Origin of the sequence: Janthinobacterium sp. 344, assembly GCF_900112025.1 — a bacterium.
Lineage (GTDB): Bacteria > Pseudomonadota > Gammaproteobacteria > Burkholderiales > Burkholderiaceae_D > Janthinobacterium.
Window position 1 is genome coordinate 110,281 of sequence record NZ_FOKL01000003.1, and the last position, 15,122, is coordinate 125,402.

At 65.6% G+C, this 15,122-nt stretch carries 15 protein-coding genes; 3 read left to right on the plus strand and 12 right to left on the minus strand.

The annotated features are described in order from the left end of the window. Nucleotides 1-7: 7 nt before the first annotated feature. From BM193_RS10120 to BM193_RS10130, 3 genes are all read right to left on the minus strand, one after another. On the minus strand, nucleotides 8-814 hold the full coding sequence (locus BM193_RS10120) for an alpha/beta fold hydrolase (RefSeq protein ID WP_092797614.1): 807 nt from the start codon (nucleotides 812-814) through the stop codon (nucleotides 8-10). Between the two features lie 110 nt (nucleotides 815-924). Continuing rightward, the gene (locus BM193_RS10125; protein WP_092797615.1) at nucleotides 925-1,677 is read right to left on the minus strand and encodes a LytR/AlgR family response regulator transcription factor; all 753 of its coding nucleotides are present in this window, start codon (nucleotides 1,675-1,677) and stop codon (nucleotides 925-927) included. Further along, nucleotides 1,674-2,834 (minus strand): sensor histidine kinase, encoded by a 1,161-nt coding sequence (locus tag BM193_RS10130; RefSeq protein ID WP_139176108.1) that lies wholly within the window; start codon nucleotides 2,832-2,834, stop codon nucleotides 1,674-1,676. Before BM193_RS10130 ends, BM193_RS10125 begins: the two co-directional genes overlap by 4 nt. A gap of 145 nt (nucleotides 2,835-2,979) precedes the next feature. Between BM193_RS10130 and BM193_RS10135 the strand changes: the two genes are divergently transcribed. After that, complete coding sequence (locus BM193_RS10135; protein ID WP_254786019.1) at nucleotides 2,980-3,981, plus strand: formylglycine-generating enzyme family protein; 1,002 nt, start codon at nucleotides 2,980-2,982, stop codon at nucleotides 3,979-3,981. 9 nt (nucleotides 3,982-3,990) lie between these two features. Here the strand turns inward: BM193_RS10135 and BM193_RS10140 are convergent, their stop codons facing one another. The 3 genes from BM193_RS10140 to BM193_RS10150 all read right to left on the minus strand — a co-directional run bounded on the left by BM193_RS10140 (nucleotide 3,991) and on the right by BM193_RS10150 (nucleotide 8,936). Beyond that, a complete protein-coding gene (locus BM193_RS10140; protein ID WP_092797617.1) occupies nucleotides 3,991-5,040 on the minus strand; it encodes an alpha/beta hydrolase in 1,050 nt (349 codons plus the stop codon). Between the two features lie 110 nt (nucleotides 5,041-5,150). After that, on the minus strand, nucleotides 5,151-6,578 hold the full coding sequence (locus BM193_RS10145; RefSeq protein WP_092797618.1) for an alpha/beta fold hydrolase: 1,428 nt from the start codon (nucleotides 6,576-6,578) through the stop codon (nucleotides 5,151-5,153). A gap of 69 nt (nucleotides 6,579-6,647) precedes the next feature. Then, nucleotides 6,648-8,936, minus strand: coding sequence for a heavy metal translocating P-type ATPase (locus tag BM193_RS10150; RefSeq protein WP_092797619.1), 2,289 nt, complete (start codon nucleotides 8,934-8,936; stop codon nucleotides 6,648-6,650). A 99-nt stretch (nucleotides 8,937-9,035) separates the two neighbouring features. Between BM193_RS10150 and cadR the strand changes: the two genes are divergently transcribed. After that, the gene (gene cadR, locus BM193_RS10155) at nucleotides 9,036-9,467 is read left to right on the plus strand and encodes a Cd(II)/Pb(II)-responsive transcriptional regulator (RefSeq protein WP_034787498.1); all 432 of its coding nucleotides are present in this window, start codon (nucleotides 9,036-9,038) and stop codon (nucleotides 9,465-9,467) included. Nucleotides 9,468-9,479: 12 nt separating this feature from the next. Beyond that, nucleotides 9,480-10,562, plus strand: a complete 1,083-nt coding sequence (locus tag BM193_RS10160; RefSeq protein WP_139176109.1) for a hypothetical protein — start codon at nucleotides 9,480-9,482, stop codon at nucleotides 10,560-10,562. On the opposite strand, the gene BM193_RS10165 is transcribed toward BM193_RS10160, so the two are convergent. From BM193_RS10165 to BM193_RS10190, 6 genes are all read right to left on the minus strand, one after another. Further along, nucleotides 10,559-12,109, minus strand: a complete 1,551-nt coding sequence (locus BM193_RS10165) for a methyl-accepting chemotaxis protein (protein WP_254786021.1) — start codon at nucleotides 12,107-12,109, stop codon at nucleotides 10,559-10,561. The genes BM193_RS10160 and BM193_RS10165 overlap by 4 nt on opposite strands. Nucleotides 12,110-12,169: 60 nt before the next feature. Continuing rightward, nucleotides 12,170-12,637 carry a cache domain-containing protein gene (locus tag BM193_RS10170; protein WP_175533231.1) on the minus strand — a complete coding sequence of 156 codons (468 nt, stop codon included), beginning with the start codon at nucleotides 12,635-12,637 and terminating at the stop codon, nucleotides 12,170-12,172. A gap of 228 nt (nucleotides 12,638-12,865) precedes the next feature. Beyond that, nucleotides 12,866-13,303 (minus strand): hypothetical protein, encoded by a 438-nt coding sequence (locus tag BM193_RS10175; protein ID WP_092797621.1) that lies wholly within the window; start codon nucleotides 13,301-13,303, stop codon nucleotides 12,866-12,868. 13 nt (nucleotides 13,304-13,316) lie between these two features. Then, the gene (locus BM193_RS10180; protein ID WP_092797622.1) at nucleotides 13,317-13,703 is read right to left on the minus strand and encodes a hypothetical protein; all 387 of its coding nucleotides are present in this window, start codon (nucleotides 13,701-13,703) and stop codon (nucleotides 13,317-13,319) included. 100 nt (nucleotides 13,704-13,803) lie between these two features. Continuing rightward, nucleotides 13,804-14,355 (minus strand): DUF4142 domain-containing protein, encoded by a 552-nt coding sequence (locus BM193_RS10185; RefSeq protein ID WP_254786023.1) that lies wholly within the window; start codon nucleotides 14,353-14,355, stop codon nucleotides 13,804-13,806. Nucleotides 14,356-14,460: 105 nt separating this feature from the next. Further along, the gene (locus BM193_RS10190; RefSeq protein ID WP_092797624.1) at nucleotides 14,461-15,111 is read right to left on the minus strand and encodes an SMI1/KNR4 family protein; all 651 of its coding nucleotides are present in this window, start codon (nucleotides 15,109-15,111) and stop codon (nucleotides 14,461-14,463) included. Nucleotides 15,112-15,122: the final 11 nt, after the last annotated feature.

Sequence of the window (15,122 nt, forward strand, 5' to 3'; positions counted from 1 at the left end):
GCCGGCGTCATTGCCCGGCGGGCAGCACCTGCCGGATCGCCGCCTCGACGATGTCGGGCGACGTCAATGCCATCTGGTGGCTGGAATCGGCCACCATCCTGACCGCTTGCGGGTACAGCGCGGCGACGCTGTCGCGGGTGCTCTTATCCATCCTGAATGCGCTAAAGTCGACGGCGATCGCCGTGCTCGAGACGGGCCGGTTTTCCAGGCGCACCACGGGCTTGTCGCTGTCAGGCAGGGCCAGCACCATCTCGCCCGTCGCGTCGATCTGCTCGATTTCGCGCCAGACGGCGCGTGAAAAGGCCATCTGGCCCACGATGCGCGTCAGCCAGGGGAAATCCTGCACCGGCTTCACCATGCGCGGATACAGCGCATCGACCAGCACCAGGGCCTTGACTTCCTCGGGGTAGCTGCGCGCAAACAGCTGCAGGTACAGGCCGCCCAGCGAATGGCCGACCAGTACATAGGGCGGCCGCAAGCCCTTGAAGCGCAGCACGGCGCGCAACTCCTCGACGATGGTGCGGCCGTCGCGCGGCGCGGCGGCCGCCTCGCTGTTGCCATAGCCGGGCCGGTGATACGCGAACACGGAGGCGTCCGCTGCCAGCCGCGCGGGCACCACGCCCCATTTGTCCATCGTTGCGCGCGAACCATTTTCGAACACCACCACATCGCGCGAGGTGGGATGGCGCCAGGTCAGCGACTCCACCTGGCGCCCGTCGAGCGTGTCGATGACGGTGGCGGGCAAGGCGGCAAGGGCAGGCATCGCGCTTGCGGCGCACAGCAAACCTACAGTGACAGGCAGTATGTTGAACATGGGGCGTCTCCGGCAATGAAAACGCCAGCATCGCCGATGGCAGAGCCCGCCGCGCCGGCCATGCGACGAATCGACAGCCGGCGCGACGGATGGCAAGCAGGCAGGACGCGCTACATGGCCCGGAACAGGTGGACGAAGGCGCGGCTCACGGGCAGCTCGCCCGCGTGGCCGCGCATGCGCACGAACAAGCGGCTGGCGTCGTCGCGGCGCGTGCCGTCCAGCCAGGCCAGGTTGATCAGGGTGGAGCGGTGCACTTGCCAGAATTGCTCCGGATCAAGCTGGGCCGCCAGCTCGGTGATGGGCGTGCGGATCAGGAATTCGCCGTCCACGCTGGCGACCACCGTGTACTTGTCGTCGGCATGGAAAAAGCGCACCTTGGCCACGTCGAGGTGGTGCGTGTGCTCGCCCCGGGACGCGAGGATGTAGCGCAGCCGGGGGCGGGCAGGGCCGGGCGTAGCCGTCAGCTGCCGCAGGGCCTGCGCCATGGCCGCACTGGCGGGCGGCAGGGGCGGCGCGCAGCGCAGGCGCGCCACGGTGCGGGCCAGCCGTTCCGTGGTGACGGGTTTCAGTACGTAATCAAGCGCCGCGTGTTCGAAGGCCTGCACGGCAAATTCGTCGTAGGCCGTGACGAACACCACGCGCGTAGGGCCTTCGATGCCTTGCGCCACCTCAAGGCCGGACAGCCCCGGCATCTGGATGTCGAGGAAGGCGATATCGGGTTCCAGTTCGGCGATGCGGGCGGCCGCCTCGACGCCGTTGCGCGCCATCTGGATGATCTGCAAGTCCGGCCACAGGGCCAGCAGCTGGTCGCGCAGGTACAGCGCCAAGTGCGGTTCATCGTCCGCGATCAGGGCGCGCGTCATGCGGCCGCCTGCACTGCGGGCGCGCCGTCGCCGCGCCGGTATGGCAGTTGCAGCACGGCTTCGACGCCATGCCCGCTCTCGCGTCCGCGCAGGACCAGGCTGGCGTTGGCACCGAACTGGGCCTGCAGGCGCGAGCGCAGGTTGGCCAGCGCCATGCCGCTGCCCGGGCGCGGTGGCTGGGCAGGGGCCGTCAAGCCGATGCCGTCGTCCAGCACGCGGATTTCCAGGCGGCCCGCGCGCACTTCGGCATGGACGACGACGCTGCCGCCATCCAGCTTTGGGGCCAGTCCATGCTGGATCGCGTTCTCGACCAGCGGCTGCAGCATCAGCGTCGGCATGCTGGCCAGGCGCGCTTGCGCGCTGGCGTCGATGCGGAAGCGCAGGCGCTCGTCCATGCGGATCTGCAGCAGGCACAGATACTGGCTGGCCATGTCGAGTTCCGCGTCCACCGTGCTGTCGCCCCGGCGCAACTGCGACAGGCTGGCGCGCAGGTAGCCGGAAAACGTTTCCAGCATGCGTTTCGCGCGCGGCGGATCGTAGTCCATCAGGCTCTGGATGTTGGCCAGGGTGTTGAACAGCAGATGCGGCTCGATCTGCCCCTGCAGCAGGCGCAGGCGCGCCTCCGTCACCTCGCCTTGCAGCTGCTGCTGGCGCAGGCGCGAGCGCCACCACGCCCAGTTGGCGCCCATGACAAACAGGATGAAGACGGCAAACTTGGTCAGCGCGGCAGGCAGGGAGACGAACATGCCCCACAGCTTGAAACCCACCAGTATCGGGACGATGGTGAAGCCGATGCTCATGCCCAGGATGATGGCCGCCAGCGACAGGGCGCCCAGCGCCATGCCGGCGCGCAGGTCGCGCACCTGCGACATGCGCTCGACGAGCGGCGCCGGCAGCCAGCGCCCGGCCAGGCGCAGCACGCCGAACAGGGTGTGCACGATGCACAGGCAGATGCCGATATTCGGCAGCAGCGACGCCCACCACCAGTGCGCCCGGTCGACCCGGCCGAAGATGGCGACGATGGCCATCAGGCCCAGTGCCAGCGCGATGCCGATCAGGGAGATGAGCAGCAGGCGGGCGAGGGTGGAAACGTCGTGCCGGGGGCGCAGTTCCCATAGGGAGCGCCAGCCCTGCAGCAGGGTGGGTTGTCTGGTCATGGGCGTAGTGTAGCGGCCGCTTGTCTTGTTGACCAGAACATGGCTTGCCATTCGTCGGCTCCATTGTCGATTCGTCGCATGCGCCCGGCCATCGGCCGGCCGGGCTGTCAATCTGCACTCCCACCCACCGATTACCAGGAGCCACATGAAGCACGACCTGCTTATCCTTGCCTGCGCCCTCTTTTGCAGCGCCCAGGCCGCTAGCGCCCCCATTCTCCCGCCCATGGCCAGCATTCCCGCCGGCGTGTTTAGCATGGGCAGCACGGAGCCGCGCATCGGCGACGGCAGCCACCATCCGGCCGAAGGGCCGCCCCACACAGTGCGCGTGGCAGCATTCCGCCTGGCAAAATACGAGACGACGGTGGCGCAGTTCCGCCAGTTCATCGAAGCGACCGCTTATCCGGCCAGCAAGGAGTGCTGGGAGTTCGACAAGGCCGACGGCATGGCACTCAGGAACGCCAACTGGAACGCGCCAGCGCATGCACCGACGCAATATCACCCCGTCATGTGCGTGAGCTGGGACGACGCGACGGCCTATGTGCAATGGCTGGCGCGGGAAACGGGCCGGCCCTTCCGCCTGCCCAGCGAAGCGGAGTGGGAATACGCGGCGCGCGCCGGCACGACGACAAAATACCCGTCCGGCGATGCGCCAGATCAATTATGTACCTACGCCAACATGAAGGACCGGCGCTTCCAGGCCGCCGCCCGGCGCGACTTCGGCCTCGACATGCTGGCCACCGATTGCGACGATGGCGCCGAATACACGGCCGTCGTGGGCATGTATGCGCCCAACGGCTACGGCTTGCACGACATGATGGGCAACGTGGCCGAATGGGTGGCCGATTGCCAGCATGCCGATTACCGGGGCGCGCCCGCCGACGGGTCGGCCTGGCGCAGCGCTTGCGAGGCGGAAGGCGACTATTTCATCACGCGGGGCGGCAGCTATTCTGCCTCGCGCCAGGTGCTGCGCAGCGCCGCGCGCGGGCATGGCGGACGCGGCAATGCCAGCAGCCTGGGCGAAGGCTTCCGCATCGCCGAAGACCTGGGCAGCTGCACGGCCAGCGCCTGCGCTGACGGCGACGCCGCCTTTGTCGCGGCGCTGGCGGCGGCGCGCCAGGCGGACCGGCAACGCCGCACAAGCCATTGAAGGCTTGCTTTACTGCAGCAGGGGCGCCACCTGCTCGCGCAGGACCTTCCATTGCGCGTCGAGCATGGCCTGGTTCGGGTCGTGCCCGGCCCGTTTCACCACCGTAAAACCCTTGGCCGGCGCCGTGATGCTGTCGAAGTACTTGCGCGCGATGGCGGGCGAGGTGAGCAGGTCCGCTTCGCCCATGATGAAAAACACGGGCAAGTCGAAGCGCGTGCCCAGCGCGGGCAGGTCGACCTTGGCAAACATGCCGTCGCCGTGCAGGCCGATGAACTGGAGGTACGAGTAATCATCGGCCGCCTCGGCATCGGCCAGCGCTTGCGGCGTGGCGTAGAACGGCGCCGGCTGCCACCAGTGCTTGGGCGGCGCATCCGTTGCCAGTCCTTCATATTTGCGGTCGAAGCGGCGCAGGATGCCGAAGTTGCGCGGATCGGTCCATGGCGGCGCACCGAGCGCCGCCAGCTTGTCCAGCGTGGGCGCATCGTTCGCGGCTTGCGCCAGCGCAAGCACTTCCCGGTACATGCCGCTCTCGTTGTCGCGTGCGTTGACCACCTGCGCCGTGCCGATGTAGGCGTGGAACAGCTCGGGACGGGCCTTGGCCATGTGCACGCCCAGGATCGATCCCCAGGAACTGCCCATCAGGATGACCTTCTGCTGCCCCAGATGCTGTGCGAGATAGCGGGCCACGGCGATGCCGTCGTCGCGCATCTGTTCCACCGTCAAGGCCACGTCTTCCGTCGGGCGCTGTTTCGCATACGTCATGCCGGCGCCGCGCTGGTCCCACTGCACCAGGGTGTAGTGGCGCTCCCAGCCGGCATAGATGGCATCGGCATAGGGACTGAGCGCGTTGCCGGGGCCGCCATGGATGAAGAGGATCACGGGATTGCCGCAGCGTTCGCCCTTGATCGTGATCCATTGCCCGATGCCGTTGATGGGCACGTAACCCTGCTCCTGCACAGCCTGGTCCGGCGTGGCGCAGATGGCAGGGGAGGCGGACTCGGCCGCCTGGACCAGGCCCAGGCAAGACAGCAGCGAGAGTATCGAGCAGAATTGGTGCATATTACTCCTGACAGGCTAAGGCATGACGACGCCGGCGGCATGCCGGCCAAGCGCTACGGCCGGGAGCAAAGGCAGGATTCGTCCCCGGCACCCGCCCTGGGCTCGCATACTTACAAGGTGCAGTCGCGGGCCGGCTTGCCCCCGATAAAGCGCGTGACAGCCTGCTCGAAGCAGGCTGGCGCCGTCCACAGGATGAAATGCGGGGCATGCTGCACGGTGGACAGGGAGACGTCGCCGGCTTTGTTGTACTGCAACAGTCCCACCTGGCCCGCGCCGGCGCGGTAGGGCGTCTTGGCATCCCATGTTCCCTGCAGCACGAGCATGCGCGGTATCCGCATCGGCAGGCGGGCATAGTAGTCGTCGCGCCTGTACGTGGGCAAGCCATTGTTGAGCAACAGGCCCGGCAGAGGGCTGGCAAACAGCAGGTGTGCCTCGCCCTGTTCGATGTCGCTGGCCCGCATGCCCGGTGCAGAAAACGGCTGCAGATTGTTTTCCGAATTGCTGATGATGCCGGCCAGTGGCACGGACAGCGGCGATTGCGCATAGTCTCCGAGGCTGGCCGCAGCCGCAGTCATGATTGCACGCACGGCCGCCAGTTCGGTGTCGCCGCCCTGGTCCAGGTCGCGCAGCAGGTAGGGAATGCGGGCCCGCGCGGCAGGCACGTCAAGCAGGCTGCCCATGAAATATTTCAGGTTCTTGCCGGGTATCTTGGCCAGCAGGGCGGGGTCGGCCTGCACCTTGTCCAGCACGCGGGCTTGCACGACGGCGGCGTCTTCGCCCAGCAGCGCATGGCAGGCGCGGTCCTCGTCGCATTGCTCCAGCACTTCCAGGCCGACCCGGTCGACCATGTGCGAGCGATAGCTCAAGTCCTGGCGCGACCGGCCCTGCGGGGGTGTGAGCGAATCGAGGATGATGCCCTTGACGGGCAGGGAGCGCAGCTGCAGGGAGCGCAGGATCAGCTGCGTGCCATAGGACACGCCATACAGGTACACGGGCCGCTTGTCAGTGTAGTGTTCGTCCCTGATCAGCTCCTGCAGGTCGTTGGCGGCGTTGGTGATGGAAAACTGGCGCGCCCGCTGTGCTGCCTGGTTCAGGCTGGCAAAGCAGCTGGCCCATTCCGCGCCGGCCAGGGCCCTGCCGCCGGGGCTGTCTTCGGCTTCTTCCGCCGGACACAGACGCGTGGAATTGCCCGTGCCGCGGTGGTCTGGGATCAGCAGGTCGAAGCCGGGAAAGCTGCGGCGCAGGGTCGGCAGCAGGCTGTAGAAGGTGGCGCCCGATTCGCCGGGGCCGCCCGCCACCAGCCAGAGCGTGCCCGTGGCCTTGCCTTCGGCGGGAATCTTGCGTACGAACAATTCGAGACTCTCGCCTGCGGCAGGCAGACCCCGTTCGTCATACGCGCCGTAGACGTCCTTGACGGCGCACAGGCTGCCCGGCACGGCCGTGTCGGCACAAGGGCTGAAAGACAGGGGGGGTTGGGCATGCAGGCCGGCGCTGGCGCACAGGGCGGCCAGCAGGGTCAGGCGGCGGGAAAACGTCATCGGCTATTTGGGCGGCAGTGGAGAACAGCCGCCAAAGTAGCGCTTTTTACATGACTTGTCCAGAAGTAACTATCTAGGCATGGGCGACGCCGGCTTGCTGCCGCGCAGCAGGCGCAAGCCGTTCGCCACCACCAGCAGGCTGGCGCCCACGTCGGCGAACACGGCCATCCACAAAGTCGCCATGCCCGCCAGGGCCAGGCCAAAGAACACGGCCTTGATGCCGATGGCAAAGCTGATGTTTTGCACGAGGATGGCGCGCGTGCGCTGGCTCAGGCTGATGAATTCAGGCAATTTGCCCAGTTCATCGTCCATCAGGGCCACGTCCGCCGTCTCGATGGCCGTGTCGCTGCCGGCCGCGCCCATGGCAAAGCCGATGTCTGCCTGCGCCAGGGCCGGGGCGTCGTTGACGCCGTCGCCCAGCATGGCCACCACGCCGAACTCTTGCTGCAAGGCCTTGATTTCATCGAGTTTATTTTCTGGCAGCAATTCCGCCTTGACCAGGCTGACGCCCACCTCGGCCGCGATGCGCTGCGCCGTCAGCAGATTGTCTCCCGTCAGCATCACCGTGGTCACGCCCAGCGCATTCAGGCGGGCGATGGCGGACGCCGCCGTCGGACGTAGCACGTCGGCCACGGCGATCACGCCCAGCGCGCCGGCCTGGGTGGCCAGCACCATGGCCGTGTAGGCTTGCTGCTCCAGGCGGGCCAGGATGGCTTGCAGCGCCGGCGTCAGCACATTCAACTCCGTCATCAGGCGCGCATTGCCCAGGTAATAGGTCTGGCCGTCGATATGGCCTTGTACGCCGCGCCCATGCAGGGCGGCAAACTGGGTGACGGGCAAGTGGCTGCCGGCGGGCGGCCCCGCCTTGACGATGGCGGCGGCCAGCGGGTGCGCGGAATGGGCGTCCAGGCTGGCGGCCAGCAGCAGGATGGCGTCGCGGTCGCTGCCGTCCATGGCCACCACGTCCGTGACGGCCGGTTTGCCCATGGTCAGGGTACCCGTCTTGTCGACGGCGATGGCCTTGATGCGGTAGCCCGTTTCCAGGAATTGCCCGCCTTTCACTAAAATGCCGCGCCGCGCGGCCGCCGTCAGGCCGCTGACCACCGTGACGGGCGTGGAAATGACCAGGGCGCACGGGCAGGCGATCACCAGCATGACCAGGGCTTTATATACCCAGGCCATGAACGGCGCACCCGTCAGCAGGGGCGGCACGATGGCCACGAGAATGGCGAAGACGACGACGGCCGGCGTGTAGTAGCGGGCGAAATTGTCGACAAAGCGCTGCGTGGGCGCCTGCTTGCCCTGGGTTTCCTCGATCACCTTGACGATCTTGGCCAGGGTGCTGTTGCCGCTGTTGGCCGTCACGGTGATGTCCAGCACGCCCCGTTCATTGATGGTGCCCGCATACACGACGTCGCCCGTGGTCTTATCCACCGGCATGCTTTCACCCGTGATCGGCGCCTGGTTGACGGACGACTCGCCGCTGGCCACCACGCCGTCGAGGGCGATGCGCTCGCCCGGTTTCACGCGCATGACGGCGCCGATGGCCACGGTGGCGACGGCCACTTGCTGCCAGGCGCCGCCGGCGTCGGCGACCGTGGCCGTGTCGGGCGCCAGCTGCATCAGGCTTTGCACGGCGTTGCGCGCGCGGTTCAGCGACAGGCCTTCGATCAGCTCGGCGATGGCGAACAGGAAGATGACCATGGCCGCTTCCGGCCACTGGCCGATGGCGATGGCGCCGAAGACCGCCAGGCTCATCAGGAAATTGATGTTCAGCGTAAGACTTTTCAGGGCAATCCAGCCCTTTTTCAGGGTCGGCCAGCCGCCCGTGGCGATCGACAGCAGGGCCAGGGCGATGACGAGGGGCGAACTGTCTGCATGCGTGGTCCACGCCAGCGCCTCGGCACCAAACGCGGCCAGGCCGGAGACCACCAGCAAGCCTTTTTGCAGGCCGGACAGCTTGCCTTCGTTCGGGTCGCGCACGGGGGCGGCGCCAGCCTCCATGGGGACGGCTTGCATGCCGATGCCGTGCAGGGCCGCTTCCACCGTGGCCAGCGACGGCAGGGTGTGGTGCACGTCGAGCACGCGGTTCATCAGGTTGAAATCGAGGCCCACCACGCCCGCCATGTTCGCCAGCTTGTTGCGGATCAGCCGTTCTTCCGTGGGGCAATCCATGTTGGCGATACGGTATTTGGCCGTGCTGGCGCCGGCGATGGGGGCGCTGGGCAGGGCCGGCGCGGCATTGGCAGCAGGCGTGGACGAACACGCATGCTGGCTGGAACAGCAGCTGGCGGCCTGGGGTGCATGCTCATGCTCATGCTTGTGCTCGTGGGTATGATCGTGGCTATCGTGCGGCATCGCATTCGTCCTTCCGGTTTCGTGTATGCTTGCATTAGAAACCCTGTAGCCGCTACAGGGTCAAGCGCAATTTGCACGAAAGAATGAAAAGAGGATGTCATGCGTATCGGAGAACTGGCCAAACGGACAGATTGTGACGTGGAAACCGTGCGTTACTATGAAAAGGCGGGCTTGCTGCAGGAACCGGGCCGCAACAGCGCCGGCTACCGCGAATACCGCGAAGAACACCAGGAACGGCTGCAATTCATCCGCCATTGCCGCTCCTTGCAGATCGGCTTGACCGATATCCGCGCCTTGCTGGAATTTAAGAACAACCCGGCGGAAGGTTGCCAGAGCGTTAACGAATTGCTCGACCACCACATCCTGCGCATCGCGGAACAGATGGCGAATTTGCAAACCCTGCAGCAGCAGCTGGTAACGCTGCGCCACCAGTGCGACCAGCCGCAGCCGTCACAAGACTGCGCGATTCTGCAAAACCTGTCCGAAGCGGCCAGCGGCCACGATTGCGCCTGCCATACCGAACTTCATTGATACGCTCGCTTCATGCTGAAACTGATAACTAGAAGAACTTTACTGAGCTTATCTCTATTCGCGCCGCTCGGCCATGCGGCCGATGTCCCCGCCGCCGCCAGCCACTACCTGACCCTGTACGCCGTGCCCGGCGTGCCGCAGGACGATGACCCCTACACCTGGAGCACGGCGGGTGGCAAGCAACTGACGAAAGGCGTGACGAAGGCCGATGGCCGCGCCTACGTCAAGGAAGAAGCGGGCGAGGAAAACTATGTGCTGAAAACCGTCGGCATGCGCTGGCAGCTGAAGGTTCCCGCGCAATGCTGGCTGGGCGCCCCTGACGCCTTCCAGCAATGCATGCAAGTGGCCAACACGACCAGCCGCTATGACGAAGAGCAGGATGCCATCAAACTGGCGGAGCAGCAGAAGGACGCCAAGATGCAGGCCCGGATCGCCGCCTATGCGGTGGAAGCCCGGGCCAACGACGATGCGCTGGCCTGGCTGGGGCGGCTGCCGTCGAGCTGGACCCTGGAAGGCTATGGCAAGCGCCTGCTGGGCATCGGCGACACGATCACGCGGCACATCGCCGACGAGGTCAAGGAAGGCGGGCCCGACGCGCGCCAGTTCGTCTGCCGCGCGCCCGCTCACTACGGCCTTGTGCCCGACCAGGGCGCGGTCGAGGCCTGGATGGCTTCGTCGGCCGATGTGCGCAAGGTGCGCGCCGGCCCTGCCTGGGATGGGCTGGTGGCGGCCGGCGCAAAGGGCAACTGGATGGCCCGGCTGGAACTTTATTACACCTTGTCCGGCATGAATGTCAGCGAACTGAGCCTGTTGGAACAGTACCGCATCGTGCAATTGATGGAATGGCTGCACAAGAAGAAGGTTGGCGGCCTGTATAGTTACTTCAGCGCCAGTATGCCTGACGCGCCCGGCAATTCCCGCAGCGCCACCTGGCGTTTGCAGGATCAGGCCTCGCTGTACGCGGCCATGCTGGGCAGTTACGACGATCAGAACAGCCGGGGCAGCGTCTTGCAGGCGGACCCGGACCCGGCGCTGGCCGGAGCGGGCAGGAAAATGCTGGCCTGTGCCAAGGCCGCCATGCCGCAACGCCGCTAACGGGGCAGCAGCGGCGGGCCGCCATCGCCCAGGCGGAAGGCGTCGACCACGCGCAATAGCTCATGCGCCTGGTCCTGCATGCTTTGCGCGGCGGCGGCCGATTGCTCGACCAGGGCGGCATTGCGCTGGGTCAATTCGTCCATTTCCGTGATGGCATTATTGACTTCCTCGATGCCCTTGCTCTGGCGCTGGCTGGCCGCCGTGATGTCGTTCATGATTTCCGTCACCTGCTGGACGGAGGCGACGATATCGCCCATGGTGCGCCCCGCGCTGTCGGCCAGCTCGCTGCCTGTTTCTATCCTGGCAACGGAATCCTCGATCAGCTGCTTGATTTCGCGCGCCGCCGTGGCCGAGCGCTGCGCCAGGCCCCGCACTTCCGTGGCGACGACGGCAAAGCCGCGCCCCTGTTCGCCCGCGCGCGCCGCTTCCACGGCCGCGTTCAAGGCGAGGATATTCGTCTGAAAGGCGATGCCGTCGATGACGGCGATGATATCGACGATGCGTCCGGAACTGGCCTTGATCGAACCCATCGTCTCGACCACCTGGCCCACCACGCGGCCGCCTTCCAGCGCCACGTTCGAGGTCGACAGCACCATCTGGTTGGCCTGGTGCGCATGGCTGGCGTTTTCGCGCACGGTATCGGTGAGGGCGTGCATGGACGAAGCCGTTTCCTGCAGGGAATGCGCTTGCGACTCCGTGCGGGCCGACAAGTCCGCGTTGCCCAGCGCAATTTCACTCGCTTCCACCGTGATGGTCGAGCCCGCCTGGCGTATCTCGCCCAACAAGGTATTCCAGTTTGTCAGCACGGTGGCCAGTGCCCGCGACAGCTTGCCCACCTCGTCCTGGCCCCGGGCATCGATGCGCATGGTCAGGTCGCCGGCGGCCAGGCTTTCGGCGGCGCGGCAGGCCTCGTCGATGGGCCGTACCACGGAGCGGGCCACCCAGGTGGCGATCAGGGCCAGCAAGGCAAAGCCGATGGCCATGGTGCCCAGCGACAGCCAGCCGGCGCGCTGGCCCGCGTTCTTTGTTTCCTGCAGCGCGTCGACCGTGCGGTGGTCGAGATTCTGCAGCACCTGGCGCAGCTGGCCGCGCACTTGCTGATAGTGCGTGGCGGCGTTTTGCATCGCCGCCACGCCCGTATTCGGGTCCATCGAGGCTAGGTCCAGCGCCTGCGCCACGCTGGCCCGGTAGCGCTCGAGGCCCGGCAGGGCCTGGTCCGCTTCCGTGGCGGCGCCCGAGAATTGCTTGAGTTCCTTCAAGCCTTGCGCGATGGCATTGAGCTGGCCATCCGTTTGCGCGCCGAACTGCTTGAACTGCTCGTCCGACAGGCTGGCGGCGATGGCGATCTTCGCATACACGTCGGCATGGACCTGGCCCAGGGCAATAGCTTGCTGGTTGGCAAGCCGCTCGGCCGTCAAGGTGACGTCTTTCAGTGCGCGCATGCGGCTTTCGTTCTGCTGCATGGCGAAGTAGGACAAGGCCCCCATGGCCAGCAGGCAAGCCAGCGCGACCACGGGGACGATCAACATCTTCTGTGCGATTTTCATTGGCACCCATATCGTCAAGAGAGGGGAAAGCCATCGCGGCGCTGGCGGCGCGGCGGCTGGCTACAGGTAGATGCCGCCGCAGACGACGGTGTCGGCCAGTTTTTCGCAGTACATGGCCTTCGGTTCGATCTTCTTGTTTTCCGGATTCGTGAATTTGTATTCCTGCCAGAACGTACCCTTGCTCTTGGCCAGGTCGACTCGCTCCTTGACGAAGGCCTTGCCATCGATATCCTTCAATTCGATCAAGTTCTTGCCCACCATTTTCGGGTTGGCGCCATGCGCGACCACCGTGCCGTCGAGTTTATAGACGACCAGGTACAGGTCGTGCAGGATGAATTGCGGCGACTTGGCCGTGATCTCGCCATACGCCTTGGCGTCGCCGGCGCTCTTGATGTAGGCCACGCCTTTCTTGACCATGGCTTCCGCGTCGGCGCGCGTGGCGCCGCCTTCGGCAGCGCTGGCGATACAGGGCAGCATGCCGGCGGCAAGCATGAGCGACAGGCAAACGGCAGGGGCGAACTTGGGCATGAGAATCTCCTTCACATGGCGGCAGGGAAAGGCCGGCGGGGAACCGGCGCGCTTGGGGGCGTGCTGACGGTTCATGGTAGCGCGATGCCAGTGGGCATGCGCTGGTGCAACAGGTTTTTTTTGCTTGGGGCGTATTTGCAACGCTGCGCGCACCTGGCCGCAATCGCTTTTTCAGAGGAGAAAGGGGGTTGCAGGCTTGCGATATGCTAGTGTGGCGCGCGCGCCGCGCTACCAGCTGGACGGATCTTCCGTCGCCGCCCTGGCCAGGTCGGCGGCCCAATCCTGCCGGACCAGGCGGTAGATGTCGGCAAAAAAGGCGCGCGGGTCGGCCATGTCATCCCACAGGGCGGGCAGGGCGTGCGTGCTGTCGGGATCATGCTCGAGGATGGCCTGGAAATCGTAGGCGGGGTCTTGCAGCGCCTGCGCCAGCACGGCCACCAGCGCGTGGCGGTGGCGGTAGCTCAGTTCCTTGTATTGCGAGGTGATGTCGCGCCGTATCAGCGCCGCGCGCTGGAGCGGGTCGTCCATGTCCCAGGTGTCCAGTTCCACGCCCAGGGTTTCTTCGCGGTCATACACGTCGAAGGGGCCGAGAAAATGGTGGAGCGTAGGAATGTAGGGAGCATCGCTCCAGGGGCCGCGCAGTCCCTTCTGTTTCATTTTTTGCATGAGCGCTCCCCGTTTACGCGCATTCTGGCAAGGTCCAGCCTTCGTCGCCCATGTCCGTCGGATAGATGGCGCGGCTCTGGTTCTGGCCCCAGCGGGCATGGTCGAGGATGCCGTCTTCATGCATGTCCAGCACCCATTCGGTGCTTTCCAGCAAGGTGCCGTCCTTGTGATAGACGCGGAAAAAGGTGGATGTGCTGAGGGCCCGCACGATGTTCTGCGGCACGCCGTCGCCGTAGTGGGGCACATAGGTCTTGATCACGCACGTGCCCTGGTCGTTCCACTGCTGGGCATATACGCTGGCATTGCGCGCGGCGCTGACCTTGATGAACAGCCAGGCGGCCAGCAGGAGGGCGAACAGGAGGGCGGCGGCGATCAGGCCGGTTTTCTTGAGTAGCTGCATGAGGTCATGGCATGGCCAAAAACGGAGTTGCCGCATTGTATGTCAAGAGCGGAAATACTTGCTGTACGGCACGTGCGGCAAGTATCCCCCGCGTGGCTGTCTATTTCGGCAGTGCCGCCTGCAAGGCATTGGCCATTTCCAGGTGATGTTGCAAAGCTGGCAAAGTCTTGGCGGCAAAGGCCTTGATGTCGGGATCGCTGGCCTTCTGGCTGGCCTCCGTAAACAGTTTCACGGCATCCTTGTGCGCCGCCACGCCGATGCTGGCCGCGTATTCCTTGTCGAACTGCGCGCCTTCCAGCCGGCTCAGCTTGTCGATCTGCGCCTTGTGCCTGGCACCGGGCTGGTCGCTGACCTCGATCTGCTTGCCGCTGGCCAGCTGCTGCAATTCATCGGCCACTTTCGTATGCTCCGTGACCATGGCGTCGGCGAATTGCTTTACTTCCGCATTGCCGCTCTTGCTTTGCGCCACTTTGCTGGCGGCGATTTCCGTGCTGCCCGCGTCGGCCGCCTTGCTGAGGAATTGCTTGTCGTACGCGCCCGGCGCGGCGGCGGCGAGGCTGTTGATGGCGATGCCGCTGAGCAGCGCCACGGCGGCGCCGATGGCCACGCTTTTCAGGGAAGGCGCACGGGAACTGGTGGTGGAAATACGCATGGAAAATCCTTTCATGTCATGAGTGGTGTTTTCTGCAAGCTGGCGACCATGTTAAGCCGCCAGCCCGCGCACACCCATAGGACAGTCGCGGCCATGACCGTAGGACTAGTCCTGTCCGCTAACGCACAGTTCTACTTGTTTGAGAGCGAACAAGGCGGCGATGCCGGCATCGCGGCGCCAGCCCGGCATGCCGATGGCCAGCCATTCCGCCATCGCCTCCAAGTGCGCCGGCGCCGAGACGCTGTGCTCGAGCTCATCGAGCACCGTGTCGCGGTCGATGTACAGGCCGTCCAGCCAGGCGTCGAAGGACGGCGCCAGTTCGATGAAGCCGTGGGCGCGCTTGCCCGTCCACTCCGGCAATTCCTGCACATAGCTCATGACCCGGCCCGCACCTTCCGGCGTCAGGTCCAGGAAGACCATGGAGTTGCCGCCATCGCGGGCGAACGGCAGGATTTTGACGGGCATGGCCATGTGCTGGCGCGCCGCGCGCATCTCGCCGATCAGGGTTTCATCGCAGAAATCACCTTCCTCGGCACTGAAAAAGGTATTGAAGCCCATCTTCTCCACGCCGCCCTCGCCATCGGGCACGTCGCAGGTGTAGTCGGACCAGGCGCCGTTGGCCACTTGCAGGAAAGCCAGGAAAGCGGGCGGCAGCGGCGCTTCCAGCAAGGCTTCGATGGCGGCGATCTGCTGCGCGGTGGGTGGCGGCTTGGCGCCGTCGAGCGCCAGGTGGCGGTATCGCGTGTAATAAGTCATTGATTATCCTC